Source organism: Pseudomonas sp. GM25, from assembly GCF_000282255.1.
Lineage (GTDB): Bacteria > Pseudomonadota > Gammaproteobacteria > Pseudomonadales > Pseudomonadaceae > Aquipseudomonas > Aquipseudomonas aphyarum.
Window position 1 is genome coordinate 1 of record NZ_AKJQ01000038.1, and the last position, 22,284, is coordinate 22,284.

Sequence of the window (22,284 nt, forward strand, 5' to 3'; positions counted from 1 at the left end):
CGTGGGAATGCCTCAAGGGACGCTCCGCGTTCCAGCTCTGGAAGGGACGCGGAGCGTCCCGGGCTGCATTCCCACGCGGAGCGTGGGAACGATCATAGAGGTTTAACGCCCGCCGCCGAGATCGACAAAAGTCCCCGTCGCATACGAAGCCTTATCCGACAACAACCAGACAATCGCCTCCGCCACCTCATCCGGCCGCCCGCCCCGGGCCATCGGGATTGCCGACTCCAGCTTGCTGACCCGATCCGGGTCGCCGCTCAACGCGTGGAAATCGGTATAGATGTAACCCGGACGCACCGCATTCACCCGAATCCCCTCGCCCGCCACTTCCTTGGACAGACCGATAGTGAACGTATCCAGCGCGCCTTTGGACGCTGCGTAATCGACGTACTCATTGGGCGAGCCCAACCGCGCGGCGACCGAAGAGACGTTGACGATGCTCCCGCCCTGCCCGCCGTGTTTGGGCGACATGCGCAGGATCGCGTGCTTGGCGCAGAGGATCGGCGCCAGCACGTTGGTTTTCATGATTTTGAGAATGCGGAATTCGGACATTTCGTCGACCCGGGATTTTTGCCCCACGGTGCCGGCGTTGTTCACCAGGGCGGTGACCCGGCCCAATTCGCTGTCGACCCGGTTGAACAACGCGATCACTTCGTCTTCGATACTGACGTCGGCGCGGACGGCGATGGCCGTTGCGCCGCGTTCACGCACCTGGTCGAGCACGTGGTGAGCGGCCTGTTCGTCCGTCTGGTAATTGATGCAGATCCGGTAGCCTTGCTCGGCAGCCAACAACGCAGTGGCGGCGCCGATTCCACGACCGCCGCCGGTGATCACAATGACTTTATCCATGCTGGCCTTTCCCCCGATGCACACGTAACAGTCGGGGCAAGAATAACCGTCATTGCAGGGTTTTGCATGACCTGCGATTAGCGGCTCAGCTCACCGCCAATGGTTTGCCGCGCACGATGTCCTGCAGGAAGCGATCCGCCGGCATCGGGTGACCGAGCAGATAACCTTGCAGCGAATCGCAGCCCAGTTGCGTCAGGAAATCCTGCTGCGAATCGGTCTCCACACCTTCAGCCACGATGCGCAGGCCCAACGCCTGACCGAGGGCGACGATCGCCGAGACGATGGCCGCGTCATCGCTGTCGTGCTCCAGATCGCGGACGAAACCGCGATCGATCTTCAGCTCGTTGGCCGGCAGACGCTTGAGGTACATCAGGCTCGAATAACCCGTGCCGAAGTCGTCGATGGACAGGTCGACGCCCATGTCGGACAGTTCCTGCAACACCGTCATGCTCGCGTCGGCGTCGCTCATGGCGGTGGTTTCGGTGATTTCCAGGGTCAGGCTGTTGGCCGGCAAATGGTGAGTCGCCAAGGCTTTGGCCACGCTGCGCACCAGTCCTGAGTGGCAGAACTGCAACGCCGACAGGTTCACCGCAATCCGCCAATCGGTGTAACCCAGCACATACCACTCGCGCATCTGCCGGCAGGCCTCGTTGAGCACCCACTCGCCAATCGGAATGATCAGCCCGGTCTTCTCCGCCAGGTCGATAAACTTGTCCGGCATCAGCATGCCTTGGGTCGGATGTTCCCAGCGCAACAGCGCCTCGGCGCCGACCGGACGACCGTCAGCCGCATGGAATTTGGGTTGGTAATGCAGGCTGAACTCACCGTGTTCCAGTGCAGCGCGCAAGTCCTGCAGCAGTTGCAGTTGCTTGCGCGCGTTGCTGTTCATCGAGGCGTCGAAGAAGCTGTAGCCGTTCTTGCCGCCGCCCTTGGCGTGGTACATCGCGGCGTCGGCGTTCATCAGCAGTTCCTGGGCGTTCTGGCCATTACCCGGATACAGGGCGATGCCGACGCTGGCGGAAATCTGCAGTTCATGTTCGGCGACCCGGAACGACTGCGCGATCAAGCCGACCTGACGCGCCGCCAGGCCCAGTGCATCGTTGGGCTCGGTCAGGCGCACCAGCAAGACAAATTCATCGCCGCCGATTCGCGCCAGCGTATCCAGACTGCGCAAATCTTCACGCAGGCGTATCGCCACTTCGCGCAGTAACTGGTCGCCCATGTGGTGACCGAAAGCGTCGTTGACCGGCTTGAAGCCGTCCAGATCGATGAACATCAACGCAAAACAGCCGCCCTGCTCGTTGACCTTTTTCATCGCCTGATTGATCCGGTCGTCCAGCAGCATGCGGTTCGGCAGACCGGTCAGCGTGTCGTGCAAAGCCAGTTGGGTGAGTTCGCGGTTGGCCACGGTCAACGAATGGGCCAGATCAGCCGTGCGGGCTTCGAGGCGGGCGTCGAGAATCGAGGTCAGCAGCGCTATGGCCAGCACCGCCAGCGTGGTGATCAGCACCAGATTGTCGAGGCCGTTGCCGTTCAGGCCGCTGAGTGCCGCACCGCAGAAACTGCCGTCTGGAAACCGCGCCGCCGCCATGCCGGTGTAGTGCATGCCGACAATCGCCACGCCCATGACAATCGCCGCCCCGGCACGGAACAACCGCACGTAAGGCGACTGCTGACGCAGACGAAAGGCGATCCACAACGCTGCCGCCGACGCGCCGACGGCGATCAACAGCGAGGCGCCGAACAGTGTCGGATCGTAGTCGATGCCCGGCTGCATGCGCATCGCGGCCATGCCGGTGTAATGCATGGCGCTGATGCCGGCGCCCATGATCAGCGCGCCAAAGGCCAGTTGCCAGGCCGGCAGTTTCGGCTGGCTGACCAGCCACAGGGCAAAACCGCAGGACAACACAGCGATCAGCAATGAGAGCGCCGTGATTGAGATGTCGTAACCGAGGCTGATCGGCAGCTTGAACGCCAGCATGCCAATGAAGTGCATCGACCAGACGCCGATGCCCATGGCAAACGCCCCGCCGGCCGTCCATAAATGCACGGCGCGGCCCTTGGCAGTGGCAATGCGCCCGGTGAGATCGAGCGCGGTGTAGGAAGCGAGGATCGCCACACACAGCGAAATGAAAACCAGCGTGAAGGAATAGCTACCGATGAGCATGAGAATTCTCGTGACCACCCCGCCGTACTGCGTCCGTTCTCAGCGGGGCCAAATGCGCCGATTGTACTGATTGCACAGAAGAACGCACTGACAAAGTAATCAAATGGCCATCAACCCGATGAAACGCTTGTTTGATCGTCTGACAAGGCTCTAGCCCGGCACTCGGGATTGATCATCTTTGCGGTGTGAGTGCCTGGACTCGAGCATTTATGGAACGCCTCGAGCATTCTCGGAATGCAGATGCCGTGTGCATTTTTAACCCCATGCAATCCCCCGGAGCTGAGACCGTTTATCGGAACACCCCTCCTACCTGTAAGTTCTGACAGTTGTGCGCGGTCGTCACTGGATATCTGATAACTCATCGGCCCATTACTCGCCCAAAGAGGGATCTATCCATGTCTAACTCAACTCCGCCCTCACAATCCATTTTCCTGTATCCAGCACGGATTACACTTGCGACCGCTCCCATTATCGGGGCTGACTACGGTGTACTTCGGGCTATCTACGATTTGATGCCCATGGGCTGCGAGGTAGTGGTTGATGCTTTTTTGGGGCAACAGGGAGGTGAAGTCGTTCAGTTAAACCTGAACGGCCAGACCAATATCGCCCGTGCCACGACTCAGGGAACCAGTGATTCGGTCAAACTTTACATTCCCCATGGCCTGCTGATTCCAGGCATCGTCAATCGAATGACCTACACCGTGATGCGCGGAAGTTCAAATCAGGGAACCTCTGAGCCACCTGTAGAAATCATTTATAACAAGGAGGGACCCGGTGAGCAGGACGTCACACCCGGCGACGGTGCAAATTCTTCTTTGAAGCTGCTGCTGCCGAAAGAGATCACGGACGGTGTCGGTCCGGGATTCACCGAAGCCATCGTGTGTGTGGAATATGCATGGTGCCGTGCGTATGACCGTATTCGGCTCAATTGTAATGGCCATGATGTATTTCACACGGTCACTGAAAATCAGGCCCCGCCCCCACCCGCTCATGGTTCAGCCACTCCCACCCGGATCTGCTTCAAAGTCACCAGCGCCGATTTGAAAGACGATCCTGAGTTCAATTTTTCCTTTACGGTAAAAGATCAACCCGGAAATGGTCCGGATTCTGATGCACCATGGTCGGCCGTCGAGAAAGTAGTTGTAGATCAGGCGGGCACACTGCTGGCAGCGCTTATCCCTCGAGAAATCCTCAATGATACGAGCGATGACAAAACCAACATCAGTTTGAAGAAACTGGGAGCCAACCCGCTATCTCTGATCATTTTGACGCAACACCAACGTTTCGAGGCGGGTGACACAATCAAAGCGAAATACATCACCAGATTACCTGGCCTGCCGGATGAAATAACCGATGCAACTGGCATTGTGGAAGAGGATGAACTGGGGCAGAAAAAGGCCTGCGTACTCAAGATCCCAAACGAGAAAATCATCCCCAAAAGCACTGCACTGATGTCCTACGAGTTGTTCAGAAATAACGTTTCGCAGGGGACTTCCAGAATCGCATCGGCAGTTGTCGAAGCCTTTGTTCCGCTGTCCGTTGACACTTCACTACTTCGGCTGAACGGGTTAAAGGTCGTAAACTCTTACCTGGGGACACCGAATGGTGTTGACGCAATTGATACCACCGCAACACGACTCCCGGTTGGCGGTGTTGAACCGTACACGTTCGAATCAACCTCCAATGCGTTTCAAGCAGCGGCTGATGGCAAGGTGACTGCCGTGTGGAATGGTACAGGCGAGATCGTCATACGTGACAAGGTTGGCAGTGAAGTCAGATACTCCGTGCATGCTGAGAATATCCATGCACTCCGTGTCTTCCATGGCGGATACCCGTGGACTTACCCGAAATATTCGGCTTGGATCAATCAGAATGGACATTTTGGGCTGACCGCCAACTTACGTGCAGTATTGCAACGGTGCTATTCATACCCATGGATCAAATGGGATCAACCTCAGCATCCCGAAGCCTGGACAGGCGCCGCTGCGGGCGAAGTTTACAATGACACGTCGAAAACTTTTTATACCGCGGACATTAACTCAAGCAAGGACTATGGGCTGGGTTTTTATAAAGTGCCTGCGATACCGGATACGGGATCGATGGGTGCGATGGGCATCGAGGAGCAAGATCAGGACATGTCGATTATTCAAGCACCTTTGCCAGAGTAAGCCTCAAGATCAGAGGAGTAACCCAAGCAGCGGTAGACCAATCTTCAATGGTCTACCGCAAAAGGCAGGGTGCCTGCTACATCCTGATAACAGCCCTGAGGGAGGTCAGATCACTGCACGCTATTCGCCGGGGTTTCCAGCTGCCCGTCCCAGCCACCGCCCAGCGCCGCGATCAACTGCACGCTGGCAATCAGGCGGCTCTGCAGGATATTCAGGACAGTGCGTTCATTGCTCAGCGCCGTCGCCTGCACCACCACCACATCCAGATAAGCAATCACCCCGGCCTTGTACTGGTTTTCGGTCAGGCGCAACGAATCCCGCGCCGCGTCGAGGGCTTCCTGACGCACGGCCGCTTCGTCCTCGTACACCTTTAACTGCACCAGATAGTTTTCCACTTCGCGGAAGCCGTCGAGCACGGTCTGGCGGTATTTGGCCACAGTCTGGTCGTACACCGCTTCGGTGCGGTCGACTTCGGCCGAGCGGATGCCGCCGTCGAACAGCGGCAGGGTCATTTTCGGCCCGACCGACCAGAAGCGGTTCGGCAGGCTGATCAGGTTCTGCGAGGTACTGCTGCTGTAGCCGCCGCTCATGCTCAGGCTGAAATCCGGGTAGTACGCGGCCTTGGCCACGCCGATGTTGGCGTTGGCAGCGATCACCGAGCGTTCGGCCGAGGCGATGTCCGGACGGCGCTCGAGCAACTGCGACGGCAGGCTCAGCGGGATCTGCGGCAGCTTGGGAATGTCCTGGGTTTCGGCAATGTTGAATTCGGCGGGAGGCTGGCCGGTCAGTACCGCGATGGCGTTTTCGAACTGCGCCCGTTGCCAGATCAGATCCACCAGATCGCCCTGGGTGGTTTTCAGCTGGGTCTGCGCCTGCGCCACCGCGTCCCGCCCGGAAACCCCGGCGTTGTACTGGTTCATGGTCATTTTCAGCGAGCGCTCGTAAGCCGCCACCGTCGATTCCAGCAAGCGTTTCTGCTGATCGATCACCCGCAATTGCAGGTAGTTCTGCACCAGCTCCGACTGCTGGCTCAGACGCATCGCCGCCAGATCGGCGTAGCTCGCCTGAGCGCTGGCTTCATTGGCTTCGAGGCCACGGCGCAATTTGCCCCAGACATCGGCTTCCCAACTCACGCCCAGTTGCGCGTTGTAAGTGTCACGAATACCGCTGGAGGAACTGCTCAGGCTCGAACTGCTGCTGCCTGTGCCTTGGCTGGAGCGAGTCTTGCCGGCGCTCAGATCGACGCTCGGATAAAACGCTCCGCGCGCGCTGCGCACCAAGGCCTGGGCCTGACGGTACTGTGCTTCGGACTGGGCGACCGTCTGGTTGGAACTGTTGAGTTTCTCGATCAGCTCGTTGAGCTGGCGGTCGCCATACAGCTCCCACCAGGCGCCGCGTGCCAGGGAATCGCTCGGGTTGGCCTGACGCCAGCCTTCGGCTTCCTTGTACTGGGCTATTTCGGCGGTCTGCGGGCGCTGGTAGTCCGGGCCGACGGCACAGGCACTGAGCATCGCCACGCACAGCGACAGGCTCAGCAGACGCGAGCCGCGAACGGTAGCCAGATTGATAAGCGAACGGTCAGTCATAGCGGAGTTTCCAGAGCGGCATCGGTGCGCACGCCACGCCATTTGTTGAAACGATGGCGCAGCTTGTCGAGATAGAGGTAAACCACAGGCGTGGTGTAAAGGGTCAGCACCTGGCTGAAGACCAGCCCGCCGATGATGGTCAGGCCCAGCGGCTGGCGCATTTCCGCGCCTTCGGCCCGGCTCAGCAGCAACGGCAAGGCGCCGAGGATCGCCGCCAGCGTGGTCATCAGGATCGGCCGCAAGCGTTGCAGACAGGCGCTGCGGATCGATTCCAGCGGCGCCATGCCTTGGTGACGCTCCAGTTGCAGCGCCAGGTCGATCATCAGGATCGCGTTCTTCTTCACCACGCCAATCAGCAGGAACAGCCCGAGCAGAGAGATCAGGCTGAACTCGCCGCCCAGCACGTAGATCGACAGCAACGCGCCGACCCCGGCAGACGGCAGCGTCGACAGGATCGTCAGCGGGTGAATGTAGCTTTCATACAGCACGCCCAGCACCAGATACACCGCCAGCAGTGCGCCAAGGATCATGAACGGCTGGCTCTTCTGGGTGGCGGCGAACGCATCGGCGGTGCCGGCCATTTTCACGATCACGTCTTCCGGCAGACCGAGCCTGGCAATCGCCCGCTCGATGGCGGCACTGCCCTGCTCCACCGTCACGCCTTCGGCCATGTCGAAGGAAATGCTCTCGGAGGCGAACTGGCCTTCGTGGCTGACCCGGTCGTCCTCCAGGCTGTTTTCATAATGAGCGAAGGTCGACAGCGGAATCCGCGCACCGTCGGCGGTGATCACCTGAACCTGCTTGAGCGTCACCGGGTCCTGGGCGTATTTCGGATTGACCTCCATCACCACCTGATACTGGTTGAGGCTGTCGTAGATCGTGGAAATCTGCCGCTGGCTGTAGGCGTTGTTGAGCACCGCCGTGACCATTTCCATGTCCACGCCCAGGCGTTTGGCCTGATCGCGGTCGACGATCAGCGTCACCTGCTGCGCACCCGCGCCTTCGCGGGCGTCGATCGCGGTCAACTCGGGCAGGGCCCGCAGCGCGGTGACCACTTTCGGGTACCACTCGCGCAAGGCGCCCAGATCACCACTTTGCAGGATGTAGCTGTACTGCGAAGTGGTCTGCTCGCGACCGCCGCCGAATTGCAGATCCTGGTCGGCCATCAGCATCAACTGCGCACCGGCCACCTTGGGCATTTCCTTGCGCAGGCGCTCGATGACTTTCTGCGCCGACAGATTGCGCTCCTTGATCGGTTTCAGGCGTACCAGCATGAAAGCGTTGTTGGTGCCGTTGGTGCCACCGATGAACCCGGCCACACTCTCGACCGCTTCGTCCTTGAGCACGGCACGGCGGAAGACTTCCATTTTCGGCTGCATCACGCTGAACGACAGACCGTCGTCACCGCGCACGAAACCGATCAACTGGCCGGTGTCCTGCTGCGGCATGAAGGTTTTCGGCACCACCACATAGAGAGCGACGTTCACCCCGACGGTGATGATCAGGCTCAGCAACGTCAGGCGACGGTGGCGCAACACCCAGTCGAGGCTGGTGGCGTACTTGCCGACCATCCAGTCGTTGGTGCGGCGGCTCCAGCGTTGCAGGCGGTTTTCCTCGCCCGGTGTATGAGGTTTGAGCCAGCGGGCGCAGAGCATCGGGGTCAGCGTCAGGGAAACCACCAGCGACACCACGATGGCCGCGGCCAGGGTGATGGAAAACTCGCGGAACAGACTTTCGATGATCCCGCCCATGAACAGGATCGACAGGAACACCGCCACCAGCGAGACGTTCATCGACAGCAAGGTGAACCCGACTTCCTTGGCCCCGAGGTACGCGGCCTTCATCGGTTTGACGCCTTCGTCGATGTGCCGGGAAATGTTCTCCAGCACCACGATGGCGTCGTCCACCACCAGCCCGGTGGCGAGAATCAGCGCCATCAGCGACAGGTTGTTCAGCGAGAAGCCGTAGAGGTACATCACCGCAAAGGTGCCGACCAGCGACACCGGCACCGCCAACGTCGGAATCAGGGACGCGCGGAAATTACCGAGGAACAGGAACACCACCAGAATCACCAGCGCCACGGCGATCAGCAGGGTCATTTCCGCTTCGTGCAGGGTGGCTTTGATCACCGGTGAGCGATCCATCGCCAGGTTCAGTTTGACGCTGGCCGGCAGCACCGCCTGCAACGCCGGCAACTGCGCCTTGATTTCGTTGACCGTCTCAATGATGTTGGCACCGGCCTGGCGGTTGATCACCAGCAACACTGCCGCGTCGTCGTTGAAGAAACCGCTGTTGTAGCGATCTTCCACGCCGTCGCTGACCTTGGCCACGTCCTTCAGGCGCAAGGCTGCGCCGCCGTTGTAGTGGATGATCAGCGATTCGTAGTCCTTGGCTTTCTCCAACTGATCGTTGGCCTGGATCTGCCACAGACGCTGGTCGTCCTCGACCGAACCCTTGGGCCGGCGCACGTTGGCTTCGGCAATGGTCTTGCGCACATCGTCAAGCGCCACGCCGTACTGGTTCAGCGCCTGGGGTTCGAGTTCAATGCGCACCGCTGGCAACGAGCTGCCGCCGATCTGCACTTCGCCGACGCCCTGCACCTGGGACAGGCTCTGGGACAGGATGGTCGATGCCAGGTCATAGAGCTGGCCTTTTTCCAGCACATCCGAGGTCAGCGACAGCACCATGATCGGTGCCTGAGACGGGTTGACCTTCTTGTAGGTCGGCATGCTGCGCATCCCGCTCGGCAGCAGGTTGCGCGAGGCGTTGATCGCCGCTTGCACTTCCCGCGCCGCGCCGTTGATGTCGCGGTCGAGGTCGAACTGCAGAATCACCCGGGTCGAGCCCTGGCTGGAACGGCTGCTCATGGTGTTGACGCCGGCGATAGCGCCGAACGAACGCTCCAGCGGCGTGGCCACGGTGGACGCCATGACTTCCGGGCTGGCGCCGGGCAGGCTGGCCTGCACCACGATCACCGGGAAGTCCATTTGCGGCAGCGGCGACACCGGCAGCAGACCGAAGCTCACACCGCCCAGCAGCATGATCGCCAGGCTCAGGAGCATGGTCGCCACCGGGCGTTTGATGAAAGGACCGGACAGGTTCATGGCTGTTCCACCGGCTCCACGGCCGAAGGAGCACGGCCCCAGCGCCGGCCGAGACGATCGAAGTACAGGTAGATCACCGGCGTGGTGAACAGCGTCAGCACCTGACTCACCAGCAACCCGCCGACCATCACCAGACCCAGCGGCTGACGCAATTCAGCGCCGGAACCGGTAGCCAGCATCAGCGGTACCGCACCGAACAGCGCAGCGAGCGTGGTCATCAGAATCGGCCGGAAACGCAACAGCGCCGCCTGATAAATCGCCTGCTCCGGCGCCATGCCCTGAGTGCGTTCGGCGTCGAGGGCGAAGTCGATCATCATGATCGCGTTTTTCTTGACGATACCGATCAGCAGAATGATGCCGATGATCGCGATCATGCCCAGGTCATTGCCACTGAGCAGCAACGCCAGCAAGGCCCCCACCGCCGCCGACGGCAAGGTCGACAGGATGGTGATCGGGTGAATATAGCTCTCGTAAAGCACGCCGAGCACGATGTACATGGTCACCACCGCTGCCAGAATCAGCAGCAAGGTACTCGACAGCGACGCCTGGAACGCTTCGGCTGCACCCTGGAACTGGGTCTGCACGCCAATCGGCATGCCGATGTCCTTCTGCACCTGCTCGATGATGTCCACCGCATGCCCCAGCGCCACGCCGGGCGCGAGGTTGAACGACATCATCACCGCCGGGAACTGGCCGATGTGGGTGATCGCCAGTTGCGCCTGACGTTCCTCGACGTGGGCCAGACTCGACAACCGCACCTGCCCGCCATCGGTGGTCTTGACGTGAATCTGATCCAGCGCCTGCGGACCGATCTTCTCCCCGGCCTGAGCCTGCAGCACCACGCGGTACTGGCTGGCCTGGGTGTAGATGGTCGAGATTTGCCGCTGGCCGAACGCGTCGTACAGCGCATCGGTGATGTTCGAGACCGACACACCCAGCCGTGAAGCAGCGTCGCGGTCGATCACCAGGAACACCTGCAAGCCTTTGTCCTGCAAGTCGCTGGCGACGTCGGTCAGTTCCGGGCGCTGGGCCAGGGCCTCGACCAGACGGCCGCTCCACAGACTGAGCAATTCGGAATCCGGCGATGACATGCTGAACTGGTACTGGGTGCGGCTGACACGATCTTCGATCGTCAGGTCCTGCACCGGCTGCATGAACAGACGGATGCCAACAAGCTTGTCCAGTTGCGGTTGCAGGCGGGCAATCACTTCGGTCGCCGTCAGATCACGCTGGCCATGAGGCTTGAGGTTGATCAGCAGCCGGCCACTGTTGAGCGTGGCGTTGTCACCGTCGACACCGATGTAGGACGACAGGCTTTCGACCGCCGGATCTTCGAGAATCACCTTGGCCAGTGCCTGCTGACGCTCGCCCATCGCCGCGAAGGAAATCGACTGCGGCGCTTCGGAAATGCCCTGGATCACCCCGGTGTCCTGCACCGGGAAGAAGCCCTTGGGCACCACCATATAAAGGAACACGGTCAGGGCCAGGGTGCCGATGGCCACCAGCAGAGTCAGCGGCTGGTGCTTGAGCACCCACTGCAACTTGCGGCCGTAAGCGGCGATCATCCAGTCGATGAACGCGCCACTGGCGCGGTAGAAGCGGCCCTGCTCATGTGCTTCCGGCTCACGCTTGAGCAGACGCGCGCACATCATCGGCGTCAGGGTCAGCGAGACCACCAGGGAAATCAGGATCGCCACCGCCAGGGTGATGGCGAATTCGCGGAACAACCGCCCCACCACGTCGGCCATGAACAGCAGCGGAATCAGTACCGCGATCAGCGACAGGGTCAGGGAAATCAGGGTGAAACCGATCTGCTTCGCGCCCTTGAGCGCCGCCTGCATCGGGCTGTCGCCCTCCTCGATGAAACGCGCGATGTTTTCCAGCATCACGATCGCATCGTCGACCACGAAACCGGTGGCGATGGTCAATGCCATCAGCGTCAGGTTGTTGACCGAGAAGCCAGCGAGGTACATCACGCCAAACGTACCGATCAGCGACAGCGGCACGGCCACCGACGGAATGATCGTCGCACTGGCACGCCGCAGGAACAGGAACGTCACCATCACCACCAGCGCGATGGCGATCAGCAACTCATGTTGCACGTCGGTAACCGATGCGCGGATGGTCTGGGTGCGGTCGGTCAGCACGACCACGTCGAGACCGGCTGGCAGGTTGTCGGTGATGCTCGGCAGCAGCGCCTTGATCCGGTCGACCACTTCGATCACGTTAGCGCCCGGCTGACGCTGGATGTTCAGCAAAACAGCCTGATTCTGGTTGGCCCACGCCGCCAGACGCTCGTTCTCGGCGCCGTCGACGATCTGCGCGACATCCTTGAGCCGCAGCGGCGCGCCATTGGCGTAGGCCAGGATCAGGTTGGCGTAATCCTTGGGCGACGTCAGCTGGTCGTTGGCGTCGAGCATCGACACTCGGGTCGGGCCGTCAAAGTTACCCTTGGGCTGGTTGACGTTGGACGCGCTGATCAGCGTGCGCACATCCGACAGGTTCAGGCCGTTGGCAGCGAGGGCCTCCGGGTTGACCTTGATCCGCACCGCCTGGCGCTGGCCGCCGGCAATGCTGACCATGCCGACGCCGCTGATCTGGGCGATCTTCTGCGCCATGCGCGTATCGACCAGGTCATTGAGTTTGGGCAGCAACATGGTTTTCGAGGTGATGGCCAGGGTCAGTACCGGGGTGTCCGCCGGGTTGACCTTGTTGTACACCGGCGGCGCCGGCAAGTCGGTCGGCAACAGGTTGGTCGCGGCGTTGATCGCGGCCTGCACCTGCTGCTCGGCGACGTCCATGTTGATGTCGAGGCTGAAACGCAGGGTCAGCACCGACGCGCCGCCGGAACTGGTCGAGGCCATTTGCGTGAGGCCCGGCATCTGCCCGAACTGACGTTCCAGCGGCGCGGTGACGGCGCTGGTCATCACGTCCGGACTGGCGCCCGGATACAGGGTCATGACCCGGATGGTCGGGTAATCGACCTGCGGCAAGGCCGAGACCGGCAGCAGGCGATAAGCGATCAGACCGGCCAGAACGATGGCCAGCATGCTCAGCGTGGTGGCGACCGGACGGAGGATGAACAGACGCGAAATGTTCATGCGCCCTTCTTGGCCTTGTCAGTGACGGTGGCGTCAGGCGCGGTGGCGGCGGACTTGCCTTGCAGGTGTTCGGTCGGGGTGGTCGGCACATCCTTGCTGTCGTTGACCACTTCCACTTCGCTGCCTTCCTTCAGACGGTCAGTGCCTTCCAGCACCACGCGGTCGCCGGCGGCCAGGCCTTCGGTGATCACGGTGTTTTCGCCGTCGCTGGCGCCGATCTTCAACTGGCGGATGGTGACTTTCTTGTCGCCGTCCAGCGCGTAGACGAAGGTGCCGTTGGTGCCGAACTGAATGGCCGCCGATGGAGCCAGCACCACACCTTTCAGGGTGTCAGCCAGCAAATGAACGTTGACGAACTGGTTGGGGAACAGCGACTGATCGCGGTTCTCGTAGCGCGCCTTGAATTTCAGGGTGCCGGTGGTCACGTCGATCTGGTTGTCGAGACTTTGCAGTACACCGGTGGCTTGCAGTTTGGTGTCGCCACGATCCCAGGCCTCGGCCGGCAGTTTGGCGCCGCTGCGGTAGCGGGCGAGCACGGTTTCCAGGCTGTTTTCCGGCAGGGTGAATGCCACGCTGATCGGCTGGGTCTGAGTAATGACCGCGAGGAACGTGGTGTCGTTGGCCGCCACGAGGTTGCCGACGTCGAGCTGACGCAGGCCGACGCGACCGGCAATCGGTGCGCGGATCTTGGTGAATTCGAGATTGAGCTTGGCGTCGTTGACCGCCGCCTGATTGGTTTTCACGGTACCGAGGTACTGGCCGACCAGCGCCTCAGCGGTGTCCAGGGTCTGCTTGGCGATGCTGTCTTCCTTGTAAAGACCGCGATAACGCTCCACATCGACCTGGGCGTTCTTCAGCTGCGCCTGATTCTGCAGCAAGGTGCCTTCAGCCTGGAGCAAGGCGTTCTGGTACGAGCGCGGGTCGATCTCCGCCAGCAGGTCGCCGGCCTTGACCATTTGCCCTTCCTCGAAATAGATCTTTACCAACTCGCCGCCAACCCGGCTGCGCACATTGATGGTGTTGAGCGCCGTCACCGTGCCCAGCGCCTTGTAGTACAGCGGGAAGTCCCCGGTGACTGCCGGCGCCACGCGCACCGGAATCGGCCCGCCCGCCCCGCCGAAGCCCGGACGCATCATCCCCGAACGGCCGGTGTGGCCGGCCTGCGCCTTCTCGCCGCCCTCCTTGTGGGTCGAACCGGCGGGCCAGAATTTCCAGCACAGACCGGCAATGACCAGCAGGACAAGCAGGCTCAACAGCCAGCGACGGGAGTTACGTGAGGAGGATTGCATGGAGTGATTAACCATTGGGCGCGTGGGCTTCTTTTACGGGAGGCTGAACGATAAGCACTGGTGGGGATTTAGCAAAGCAGCTTTACCGGCAATTTACCTTCCACTTACGTTTCAAGGTGTGAGGCAAAACACTGATACACAAATGAAAACGGCCTGGACAGAGCCAGGCCGTTAACAATTGTAAAAGCGCTTATTTCAGAACGGACAATGCCGCTTCGTAGTTAGGCTCTTCCGCAATTTCCTTGACCAGTTCGCTGTGCAGGACGTTGTCGTTTTCGTCCAATACAACCACCGCACGAGCGGTCAGACCTTTCAGCGGGCCGTCAGCGATGGCCACACCGTAGTTCTCGATGAACTCGGCGCCGCGCAGGGTCGACAGGTTTTGTACGTTTTCCAGGCCTTCGGCGCCGCAGAAGCGAGCTTGGGCGAATGGCAGGTCAGCCGAGATGCACAGCACAACAGTGTTGCTGATGTCGTTGGCCTGAGCGTTGAACTTGCGCACGGAGGTGGCGCAGGTCGGAGTGTCGACGCTTGGGAAGATGTTCAGCACTTTGCGCTTGCCGGCGAAGTCTTTCAGGGTGACGTCGGACAGATTGCCGGCTACCAGGGAAAAGGCTGGCGCCTTGGAACCGGCTTGTGGCAGTTGGCCGTTGACTTGAACCGGGTTGCCTTTGAGAGTGACTTGAGCCATGAACGGAGTCCTTCTTAACGTTGTTGGGAAAGCATGCAAGAGGCGGAAGTTAACCACGAAATTGTCCGACGACCTATGCCTGAACCGAAATTGTCATGTGCCACCCCGCAAGATTGGATACAACCTTGAGCGTCAACCCAGCAATTGCAGCATGTTGCGATGCCGGGCCTCGAAGATCCGCCGCATGTAACCGTTCACCAGCAAGCCTTCACTGAACACCCCGCCAATCGCCGAATAAGTCACGCGGTCGGTGTAGAGCGTACCGCCCTCGCCCGCCGCCACCCGGTGTTCATGCCGAAAGCCCCGCAACGGCCCCTTGAGCATTTCATCGACAAAATGCGTGTCGCTGACTTCGCGGATCGTCACCGTCCAGTTCGACGGAATCAGGTTGAACATCCAGTGCCGGAAGCGGAATTGCCGCCCGGCTTCGATTCGCAGGTTGCTCAGATCGATATCCCCCAGCGGCGTGATGCGTTCAGGGAAGATCTTCGGGAAATTGACCCCTTCCAGACAGAAGTCGAGCACCTCGCTCGGGGTGCGGCCGGGGATCAGCGTGGTGAGTTCCAGGGTGGGCATGGCGGACACATTCCGAATGAAGGTGATGCTTGTTAAAACGCGAGTCTGCATCTTTTCTTTAACGACCTGTCGATTCAGACCCCGGCCGTTCGACTAAGCCATGAATCCCTCACCTATCTGCGGAGAAACACCATGCGCTTCATGATCATTGTCAAAGCCAGCCACGACTCCGAAGCCGGCGTGATGCCCAGCGAGCAATTGCTGACCGACATGGGCAACTACAACGAGGAACTGGCCAAGGCTGGCATTCTGGTTTCAGCCGACGGCCTGCACCCCAGCAGCAAAGGCGCCCGTGTGCGCTTCAGCGGTCAAAACCGCAGCGTGATCGACGGCCCGTTCGCCGAGACCAAGGAGCTGATCGCCGGTTACTGGATCTGGGACGTGAAGTCGAAAGAGGAAGCCATCGAGTGGGTCAAGCGCTGCCCGAATCCCATGCCGGGCACTGAATCGGAAATCGAGATTCGCCAGGTATTCAGCCCGGAAGATTTCGGCGCCGAGTTCACCCCGGAACTGCGCGAGCAGGAAGAACGCATCCGCGAACAAGCCAAGAAACACTGAATACCGAAGATTTGCGCAGGACCACTTTCGTGCACAAAGCAACGTGATCCTGCGCACAAAACCAAAGAATTAACCCCTTAGACTGGCTAACCCCCGATTAACTGCTAGCGTCAACAGACATGTCCTACAGGCTTGATAAGAAAGGGATTACGTCGTAACGGCCTAGAGAGTGCCGAGTCGTCCACTGAGCCACCAGGGAACCGGGGAATCATGTCCAAGCACAACAGGATCAACGTCTTGTGGTCGGTGAGCGTGCTGACCTCAGTCTTCAGCGGCCGTTCGAAAACGCTGATCAAAGCCGCCGGTTACGGCGTGATGAGCATGTTCGTCAGTTGCGGCGTCGGTGCTCAGGATTTCACCGCCAGCCCCGAAGAAGCCCGGGCCATTGCCAAGGAAGCCTATCTGTATGGCTTTCCGGTGGTGGAGATGTACAAGACCCTCTACACCCAGGCCATCGACACCAAGAGCCCGAACTACAAGGCGCCGCTGAACAGGATCGGCAACACCGCCAAGGCCTTCACCGCCAAGGACACCGCGTTCGTCACGCCGAACGCCGACACGCCCTATTCATTCGTCTGGATGGACCTGCGGGCCGAACCGCTGATTCTCACCCTGCCACCCATCGAGGAGCACCGTTATTACTCGGTGCAACTGATCGACGCCTACACGCAAAATTTCGCTTACCTGGGCACCCGCAGCACCGGCAACAACGGTGGCCATTTCATGATTGCCGGGCCGGACTGGCAGGGTCAGCAACCACTCAATATCGACCGTTTGCTGCGCAGCGAAAGCAACCTCACCTACGCGCTGTATCGCACACAACTGTTCGACGACAAGGACCTGGCCAAGGTCAAACAGATCCAGAAAGGCTACAAGGTCGAGACCCTGAGCCATTACGTGAAACAGAAAGCCCCGCCGCCGGCACCGAAGGTCAACTGGCCGAAACCGACGCCGACCATGAGCGAAACCCCGGACCTGTTTCGTTACCTGAACTTCATGCTGGCCTTCACCCCGCCGCAGGATGTCGAGAAAGACCTGCTCGGCCGCTTCGCCAAAATCGGCATTGGCGCCGGAAAACCGTTTGACCTGAAGACACTCAGCCCCGAACACCGAAAAGCGCTGGAAGACGGCATTGCTGACGCGAAAGCCGAGTTCGCCGCCTTCAAGAAAGACAAGGTCGAAACCCATGAAGTCAGCAGCGGCGACTTCTTCGGCACCCGCGATCACCTCAAGGGCAATTACCTGTACCGCTACGCCGGGGCCAATATGGGGATCTTCGGCAACTCCGCCGAAGAAGCGGATTACATCGGCTATTTCGTCGACAAGGACGGCCAGCCGGCGGATGCCTCGAAACACGACTACACCCTGCATTTCGCCAAGGGCGCCCTGCCCCCGGCCGACGCGTTCTGGTCGCTGACGATGTACGACGGCCAGAGCAAATTGCTGGTAGCCAACCCGCTCAATCGTTACCTGATCAACTCGCGAATGCTGCCGGACCTCAAGCTCGACGCCGACGGCGGCCTGACTCTCTATGTGCAGCACAAGAATCCGGGCAAGGACAAACAGGCCAACTGGCTGCCGGCACCGAACGGACCGTTCTACGGTGTGTTGCGCCTGTATCTGCCCAAACCGGAAGTGGCCAGCGGCGAGTGGAAAATGCCGCTGCTGACGCCATCCGACTCAAAACCATAAACGGAGTGCTTCATGGTCAAGCCTTGCGTTGTCCGCCCGTTGCTGGCGCTGTGCATGATCGGCAGTCCGCTGGTGTACGCGGCTGAAGGTGGCGTCGGTCGGCCGATCACCGGCCAGCAGGTTTTCTCCAACGCCGGTGTAATTCCGCCGGCGCCGGGCTGGGTGATGTCCGTGACCAGCATCTGGTACGACGGCGAGATCAAGGGCAGTGGCGGCGCGCCGATTTCCGGTGAGGTCAGCGCCGGGATCAAGATGAAAGTCTCCTACACCATGGCCAACCTCACCCACGTCTGGGACACCGGCAAGGGCCAATGGAATTACGCCTCGGCCATTGGCGTGCCCGTCCAGTACACCGACATCGATGCTGCCGTCACCGGCCCGCGCGGGCGCACCCTCGGCACCAGCGATTCCGGCACCCAGTTTGCCGATGCGCTGATCACGCCGATTGCCGCCGGCTACCACTTCGACGAGCTCAACCACATCGCGTTTTCGCTGCCGATCTACGTCCCGACCGGGGCCTATAACGATGATCGTCTGGCCAACGCCGGGCAGAACAACTACACGTTCATGCCCACCGTGGCGTTCTCTCATCTGGACGGCAAGGGCGGCGAATTCACCCTCTCCGGCAACCTGCAGTTCTACACCGAGAACAAGGCCACCGATTACCGCACCGGCGACATCTTCACCCTCGAAGCCTTGTGGACCCACGGTTTCGGCAACGGCTGGAACGCCGGGCTGGTCGCCGGTTACGTCCAGCAGATCAGCGACGACAAGGGCGACACCGCCGACACCCTCAACGGCTTTCGCGGGCGCTCGGTGGGCGCCGGCCCGACTGTCGGCTGGAGCGGCAAGTTCGCCGATGCGCAGGCCAGCGTCAGCGCGCGCTGGGTGCCGGAGTTCGATACCAAGAACCGGCCTGAAGGCAACGGCGTCGCCGTCAACCTGACCCTGGCGTTTTTCTAGACCGCTGCCGGCTACCTTCATAGCCGGTCATTCGAGAAGGGAAGCTACATGACAGCACTTACCGACCTCAACGCCCTGCAAGCCAGCATCGCCGAAGCGGTGCTCGGCCAGGATCAGGTGATCCGGCAGATCCTGCTCGGCCTGCTGGCCAACGGGCACCTGCTGCTGGAAAGCCTGCCGGGGCTGGCCAAGACCCGCACGGTCAAGGCGCTGGCCAAACACCTGGATGCGAAGATGAGCCGCATCCAGTTCACCCCCGACCTGCTGCCCTCGGACATTACCGGTGCCGAGGTACTGCACCAGGTCGAGGGCAAGAACGAGATCCGCTTCCAGCCCGGCCCGCTGTTCGGCAACCTGATTCTGGCCGACGAGATCAACCGTGCGCCGGCCAAGGTGCAGGCGGCGTTGCTCGAAGCCATGGAAGAACGGCAGATCACCGTGGCCGGCAACAGCCATGCGCTGCCGGAGCTGTTCATTGTGGTCGCCACTCAGAACCCGATCGAACAGGAAGGCACCTACCCGCTGCCTGAAGCGCAGATGGACCGGTTTCTGATGAAAGTCCTGCTCGATTACCCCAGTGCCGACAACGAAAGCCAAGTGCTGCGACTGTTGCGCGCCGAGGAGTTTGCCCAGGGCGCCAGCACCGCGCCAACCAAGGGTTTCGAGCTGGCGCAGGACGTGATCTTCGCCGCGCGCAAAGAGGTCAGCGCGGTGCACGTTTCCCCCGCTATCGACCGCTACCTGATCGACCTGATCAACGCCACCCGCCATCCGGCCGACTACGACGAAGACCTCGCCCGCTGGATCGCCATCGGCGCCAGCCCGCGAGGCGGCATTGGCCTGGATCGCTGCGCCCGCGCCGATGCGTGGTTGCAGGGCCAGGATTTCGTTTCGCCGGACAACGTACGCGCCGTGGTGCATCCGGTGTTGCGGCATCGCCTGCAACTGAGCTACGACGCGGTGGCCGACGGCGTCAGTGCCGATCAGGTGCTGGACCGGATCCTCGACAAAGTCGCCATTCCGGCCTGAGGTCTGTTATGGAAACCGCCGACGGGCTGGTCTATGTCTCTCTCGCGCAATTGATGGCGCTGGAATTCAAGGCCCGTGATCTGAGTTTTCTCGCCCGCCAGCCACAGGGCAGCATCCTTGCCGGCAATCACGCCTCGCGCCTGCGTGGGCGGGGTTTGAACTTCGATGAGTTGCGCCGCTATCAGCCGGGTGATGACCTGCGCCACCTCGACTGGCGCGCCTCGCTGCGTACCGGCAAACCGGTGGTGCGCACCTTTACCGAAGAGCGCGACCGCCCGGCGCTGATTGTGGTCGACCAGCGCATGTCGATGTTTTTTGGCTCGCAACGCAGCTTCAAATCTGCCGTCGCTGCCGAACTCGGCGCGCTGGCGGCGTGGATGGTGTTCCATGCCGGCGACCGGGTTGGTGGGCTGGTATTCAACGATCAACGCATCGACAGCATCGCGCCGTTGCGCAGCCGCAAACGGGTCGAAGCGCTGCTGAGTCGCATCGCCCAACAGAATCAGGCGCTGAACGCCGGCAACCCGGACGCCGAGGACGAGGATCAACTGGACAAGGCCTTGCAGCGTTGTCTGGGAGTGGCCGGGCACGACCATCTGATCTGCATCGTCAGTGATTTCGCCGGGGCCGGTGAGCGCACCTTGCAGTTGATGCGGCAACTGGCGGCGCACAACGACGTGATCGCCCTGCAAGTCTACGACCCTATGGCGATGAAGGTGCCGAGCGACGGCCGACTGTTGGTGACCCAGGGCCAGTTGCAGGTAGAGCTGGCGGTCGAGAAACGCAGCGTGCACCAGCCATTGGGAGATTTCCTCGGTGGCCGGCTCAAGGACGTCGCCACCCTGCTGCGCCGCAGTCAGGTGCCGCTGATGATGTTCAGCACCGCCGAAGAAGCGCATCAGCAATTACGCGCCGAGCTCGGTAAATCCACGGGTTCGAGGCGATGAATCCGAACGTTCCGGATATCGGACAGCTCAAGGAGCTGGGCCTGCCGGCGCCGGTGAGCTACGCACCGCAGACCTGGGGCTGGTGGGTGTTGCTGGCGGTACTGGTGCTGGCGGCGGTGCTGATCGGCGTGCGGCGCTATCGGCAATGGCGACGGGATCAATATCGGCGTGAAGCGCTGGTGCGGTTGGCGCAATTGCGCGAGCGCAGCGATGACCTGAATGCGTTGCGCGAATTACCGGAATTGCTCAAACGCGTCGCCCTTTCGATGCCGAGCTGCAATCCGCCTCCTGTGGGAGCGAGCTTGCTCGCGAAGGGGCCATTCCAGTCGACATTTCCTTTGACTATGACGACCTCTTCGCGAGCAAGCTCGCTCCCACAGGGTCCGGCGGCGCTGGAGGGACTGGATTGGCAAGCCTTCTTGCAGCGGCACTGCAAAAAGCCGCTGCCGGCGGATTTGAGCGAACAACTCGCGCAACTCGCCTACGCCCCCGACGACACCTTGCGCGCCCTGCCCACGCCGCAGCGCCTGGCGTTGTTCGATACCTGCCAACACTGGGTGGAGCGTCATCATGTGGCAGCTTGACTACCCGTGGCTGTTGCTCCTGCTGCCGCTGCCCTGGCTGGCCTTCCGTTACCTGCCCGCCTACCTGGAAGCGCGCAGCGCCGTGCGGGTGCCGTTCTTCGGCGCCATGAGCCGCGCCGTCGGTGAAACCCCGGCCAGTGCCGGCACCCGCAGCAATCACTGGCAGCTCTGGCTGAATATGCTGGTGTGGGCCCTGTTGCTGGTCGCCGCTGCCCGCCCGGTGTTCGTCGAAAAACCCATCGAACGCCAGCAACCGGTGCGCGACCTGATGCTCGCCATCGACCTTTCGCAGTCGATGGAAACCGAGGATTTCACCAACGCCGCCGGCCAGAAAATCAATCGCCTGGCCGCCGTCAAAGAGGTCGTGCAAGGCTTCATCGACAAGCGCAAGGACGATCGCCTCGGCCTTATCGTGTTCGGCAGCGGTGCTTATCCGCAGGCGCCGCTGACCCTCGATCACGCCAGTCTGTCCCTGTTGCTGGAGGACACCGGCATCGGCATGGCCGGCCCGAACACTGCGATTGGCGATGCGATCGGTCTGAGCCTGAAGCTGCTGGACAAGGCTCATGAACAGGAAAAAGTCCTGATCTTGCTCACCGACGGCAACGACACCAGCAGCGCTATCACCCCCGACCATGCCGCCGACATGGCTGCCGCCAAAGGCGTGGTGATTCATACCATCGGCATTGGCGACCCCAGCGCCTCCGGTGAAGCCAAGGTCAATCTGCAAAGCCTGCAACAGATCGCCCAGGCCACCGGCGGCCAGTTCTTCCGCGCCGAAGACCGCACCGCGCTGGATCAGGTCTACAGCACTCTCGACCGGCTCACGCCGCATCAAGTGAAAACCCTCAGCCATCAACCCCAGCGCGAATTGTTTTACTGGCCGCTGGGCGCGGCGCTGGTGTTGCTGACCCTGTATCACCTCGGCGCGCTGCTGCGCCCAAGGCTGGCGGTTGCACGTCAGCGGCAGGAGGCCTGAG

16 protein-coding genes are annotated in these 22,284 nt (G+C 61.1%); 8 read left to right on the plus strand and 8 right to left on the minus strand.

What is annotated here, in order from left to right:
- Nucleotides 1-102: 102 nt before the first annotated feature.
- Entirely contained in the window at nt 103-849 is a 747-nt protein-coding gene (locus PMI24_RS14240; RefSeq protein WP_007955033.1) for an SDR family oxidoreductase, read from the minus strand.
- An 85-nt stretch (nt 850-934) separates the two neighbouring features.
- Nucleotides 935-3,016 (minus strand): putative bifunctional diguanylate cyclase/phosphodiesterase, encoded by a 2,082-nt coding sequence (locus PMI24_RS14245; protein WP_007955040.1) that lies wholly within the window; start codon nt 3,014-3,016, stop codon nt 935-937.
- Nucleotides 3,017-3,411: 395 nt separating this feature from the next.
- On the opposite strand from PMI24_RS14245, the gene PMI24_RS28570 reads away from it, so the two are divergent.
- The gene (locus PMI24_RS28570) at nt 3,412-5,184 is read left to right on the plus strand and encodes a hypothetical protein (RefSeq protein ID WP_007955042.1); all 1,773 of its coding nucleotides are present in this window, start codon (nt 3,412-3,414) and stop codon (nt 5,182-5,184) included.
- A 110-nt stretch (nt 5,185-5,294) separates the two neighbouring features.
- Here PMI24_RS28570 and PMI24_RS14260 read toward each other — a convergent pair whose 3' ends face one another.
- The 6 genes from PMI24_RS14260 to PMI24_RS14285 form a co-directional block, all read right to left on the minus strand.
- The gene (locus PMI24_RS14260; protein ID WP_007955050.1) at nt 5,295-6,770 is read right to left on the minus strand and encodes an efflux transporter outer membrane subunit; all 1,476 of its coding nucleotides are present in this window, start codon (nt 6,768-6,770) and stop codon (nt 5,295-5,297) included.
- The gene (locus PMI24_RS14265; protein WP_007955052.1) at nt 6,767-9,874 is read right to left on the minus strand and encodes an efflux RND transporter permease subunit; all 3,108 of its coding nucleotides are present in this window, start codon (nt 9,872-9,874) and stop codon (nt 6,767-6,769) included. The genes PMI24_RS14260 and PMI24_RS14265 overlap by 4 nt, the downstream gene beginning before the upstream one ends.
- On the minus strand, nt 9,871-12,975 hold the full coding sequence (locus PMI24_RS14270; RefSeq protein ID WP_007955054.1) for an MdtB/MuxB family multidrug efflux RND transporter permease subunit: 3,105 nt from the start codon (nt 12,973-12,975) through the stop codon (nt 9,871-9,873). Before PMI24_RS14270 ends, PMI24_RS14265 begins: the two co-directional genes overlap by 4 nt.
- Nucleotides 12,972-14,279: an MdtA/MuxA family multidrug efflux RND transporter periplasmic adaptor subunit gene (locus PMI24_RS14275; RefSeq protein ID WP_007955055.1), complete on the minus strand. Its 1,308-nt coding sequence runs from the start codon at nt 14,277-14,279 to the stop codon at nt 12,972-12,974. Before PMI24_RS14275 ends, PMI24_RS14270 begins: the two co-directional genes overlap by 4 nt.
- Before the next feature lie 175 nt (nt 14,280-14,454).
- Entirely contained in the window at nt 14,455-14,955 is a 501-nt protein-coding gene (gene tpx, locus PMI24_RS14280) for a thiol peroxidase (RefSeq protein WP_007955056.1), read from the minus strand.
- Between the two features lie 132 nt (nt 14,956-15,087).
- Complete coding sequence (locus tag PMI24_RS14285; protein WP_007955057.1) at nt 15,088-15,531, minus strand: SRPBCC family protein; 444 nt, start codon at nt 15,529-15,531, stop codon at nt 15,088-15,090.
- 132 nt (nt 15,532-15,663) lie between these two features.
- Here PMI24_RS14285 and PMI24_RS14290 point away from each other — a divergent pair, with 132 nt between their 5' ends.
- The 7 genes from PMI24_RS14290 to PMI24_RS14320 all read left to right on the plus strand — a co-directional run bounded on the left by PMI24_RS14290 (nt 15,664) and on the right by PMI24_RS14320 (nt 22,283).
- On the plus strand, nt 15,664-16,089 hold the full coding sequence (locus PMI24_RS14290; RefSeq protein WP_007955058.1) for a YciI family protein: 426 nt from the start codon (nt 15,664-15,666) through the stop codon (nt 16,087-16,089).
- Between the two features lie 315 nt (nt 16,090-16,404).
- Nucleotides 16,405-17,781, plus strand: coding sequence for a DUF1254 domain-containing protein (locus PMI24_RS14295; RefSeq protein WP_086788483.1), 1,377 nt, complete (start codon nt 16,405-16,407; stop codon nt 17,779-17,781).
- Nucleotides 17,782-17,793: 12 nt separating this feature from the next.
- Nucleotides 17,794-18,744 carry a SphA family protein gene (locus PMI24_RS14300; RefSeq protein ID WP_007955060.1) on the plus strand — a complete coding sequence of 317 codons (951 nt, stop codon included), beginning with the start codon at nt 17,794-17,796 and terminating at the stop codon, nt 18,742-18,744.
- Between the two features lie 48 nt (nt 18,745-18,792).
- Nucleotides 18,793-19,773, plus strand: coding sequence for an AAA family ATPase (locus PMI24_RS14305; protein WP_007955061.1), 981 nt, complete (start codon nt 18,793-18,795; stop codon nt 19,771-19,773).
- 8 nt (nt 19,774-19,781) lie between these two features.
- A complete protein-coding gene (locus PMI24_RS14310; RefSeq protein WP_007955062.1) occupies nt 19,782-20,720 on the plus strand; it encodes a DUF58 domain-containing protein in 939 nt (312 codons plus the stop codon).
- Entirely contained in the window at nt 20,717-21,304 is a 588-nt protein-coding gene (locus PMI24_RS14315; RefSeq protein WP_007955063.1) for a DUF4381 domain-containing protein, read from the plus strand. Before PMI24_RS14310 ends, PMI24_RS14315 begins: the two co-directional genes overlap by 4 nt.
- Entirely contained in the window at nt 21,291-22,283 is a 993-nt protein-coding gene (locus PMI24_RS14320; RefSeq protein ID WP_007955064.1) for a vWA domain-containing protein, read from the plus strand. The genes PMI24_RS14315 and PMI24_RS14320 overlap by 14 nt, the downstream gene beginning before the upstream one ends.
- Nucleotide 22,284 lies beyond the last annotated feature (1 nt).

Coding starts and splice junctions, on each gene's coding strand:
- PMI24_RS14270 (WP_007955054.1), bottom strand. CDS start 12,975: ATGAACATTTCGCGTCTGTTCATCCTCCGTCCGGTCGCCACCACGCTG.
- PMI24_RS14305 (WP_007955061.1), top strand. CDS start 18,793: ATGACAGCACTTACCGACCTCAACGCCCTGCAAGCCAGCATCGCCGAA.
- PMI24_RS14260 (WP_007955050.1), bottom strand. CDS start 6,770: ATGACTGACCGTTCGCTTATCAATCTGGCTACCGTTCGCGGCTCGCGT.
- PMI24_RS14290 (WP_007955058.1), top strand. CDS start 15,664: ATGCGCTTCATGATCATTGTCAAAGCCAGCCACGACTCCGAAGCCGGC.
- PMI24_RS14240 (WP_007955033.1), bottom strand. CDS start 849: ATGGATAAAGTCATTGTGATCACCGGCGGCGGTCGTGGAATCGGCGCC.
- PMI24_RS14315 (WP_007955063.1), top strand. CDS start 20,717: ATGAATCCGAACGTTCCGGATATCGGACAGCTCAAGGAGCTGGGCCTG.
- PMI24_RS14310 (WP_007955062.1), top strand. CDS start 19,782: ATGGAAACCGCCGACGGGCTGGTCTATGTCTCTCTCGCGCAATTGATG.
- tpx (WP_007955056.1), bottom strand. CDS start 14,955: ATGGCTCAAGTCACTCTCAAAGGCAACCCGGTTCAAGTCAACGGCCAA.
- PMI24_RS14285 (WP_007955057.1), bottom strand. CDS start 15,531: ATGCCCACCCTGGAACTCACCACGCTGATCCCCGGCCGCACCCCGAGC.
- PMI24_RS14320 (WP_007955064.1), top strand. CDS start 21,291: ATGTGGCAGCTTGACTACCCGTGGCTGTTGCTCCTGCTGCCGCTGCCC.
- PMI24_RS14245 (WP_007955040.1), bottom strand. CDS start 3,016: ATGCTCATCGGTAGCTATTCCTTCACGCTGGTTTTCATTTCGCTGTGT.
- PMI24_RS14265 (WP_007955052.1), bottom strand. CDS start 9,874: ATGAACCTGTCCGGTCCTTTCATCAAACGCCCGGTGGCGACCATGCTC.
- PMI24_RS14295 (WP_086788483.1), top strand. CDS start 16,405: ATGAGCATGTTCGTCAGTTGCGGCGTCGGTGCTCAGGATTTCACCGCC.
- PMI24_RS14275 (WP_007955055.1), bottom strand. CDS start 14,279: ATGGTTAATCACTCCATGCAATCCTCCTCACGTAACTCCCGTCGCTGG.
- PMI24_RS14300 (WP_007955060.1), top strand. CDS start 17,794: ATGGTCAAGCCTTGCGTTGTCCGCCCGTTGCTGGCGCTGTGCATGATC.
- PMI24_RS28570 (WP_007955042.1), top strand. CDS start 3,412: ATGTCTAACTCAACTCCGCCCTCACAATCCATTTTCCTGTATCCAGCA.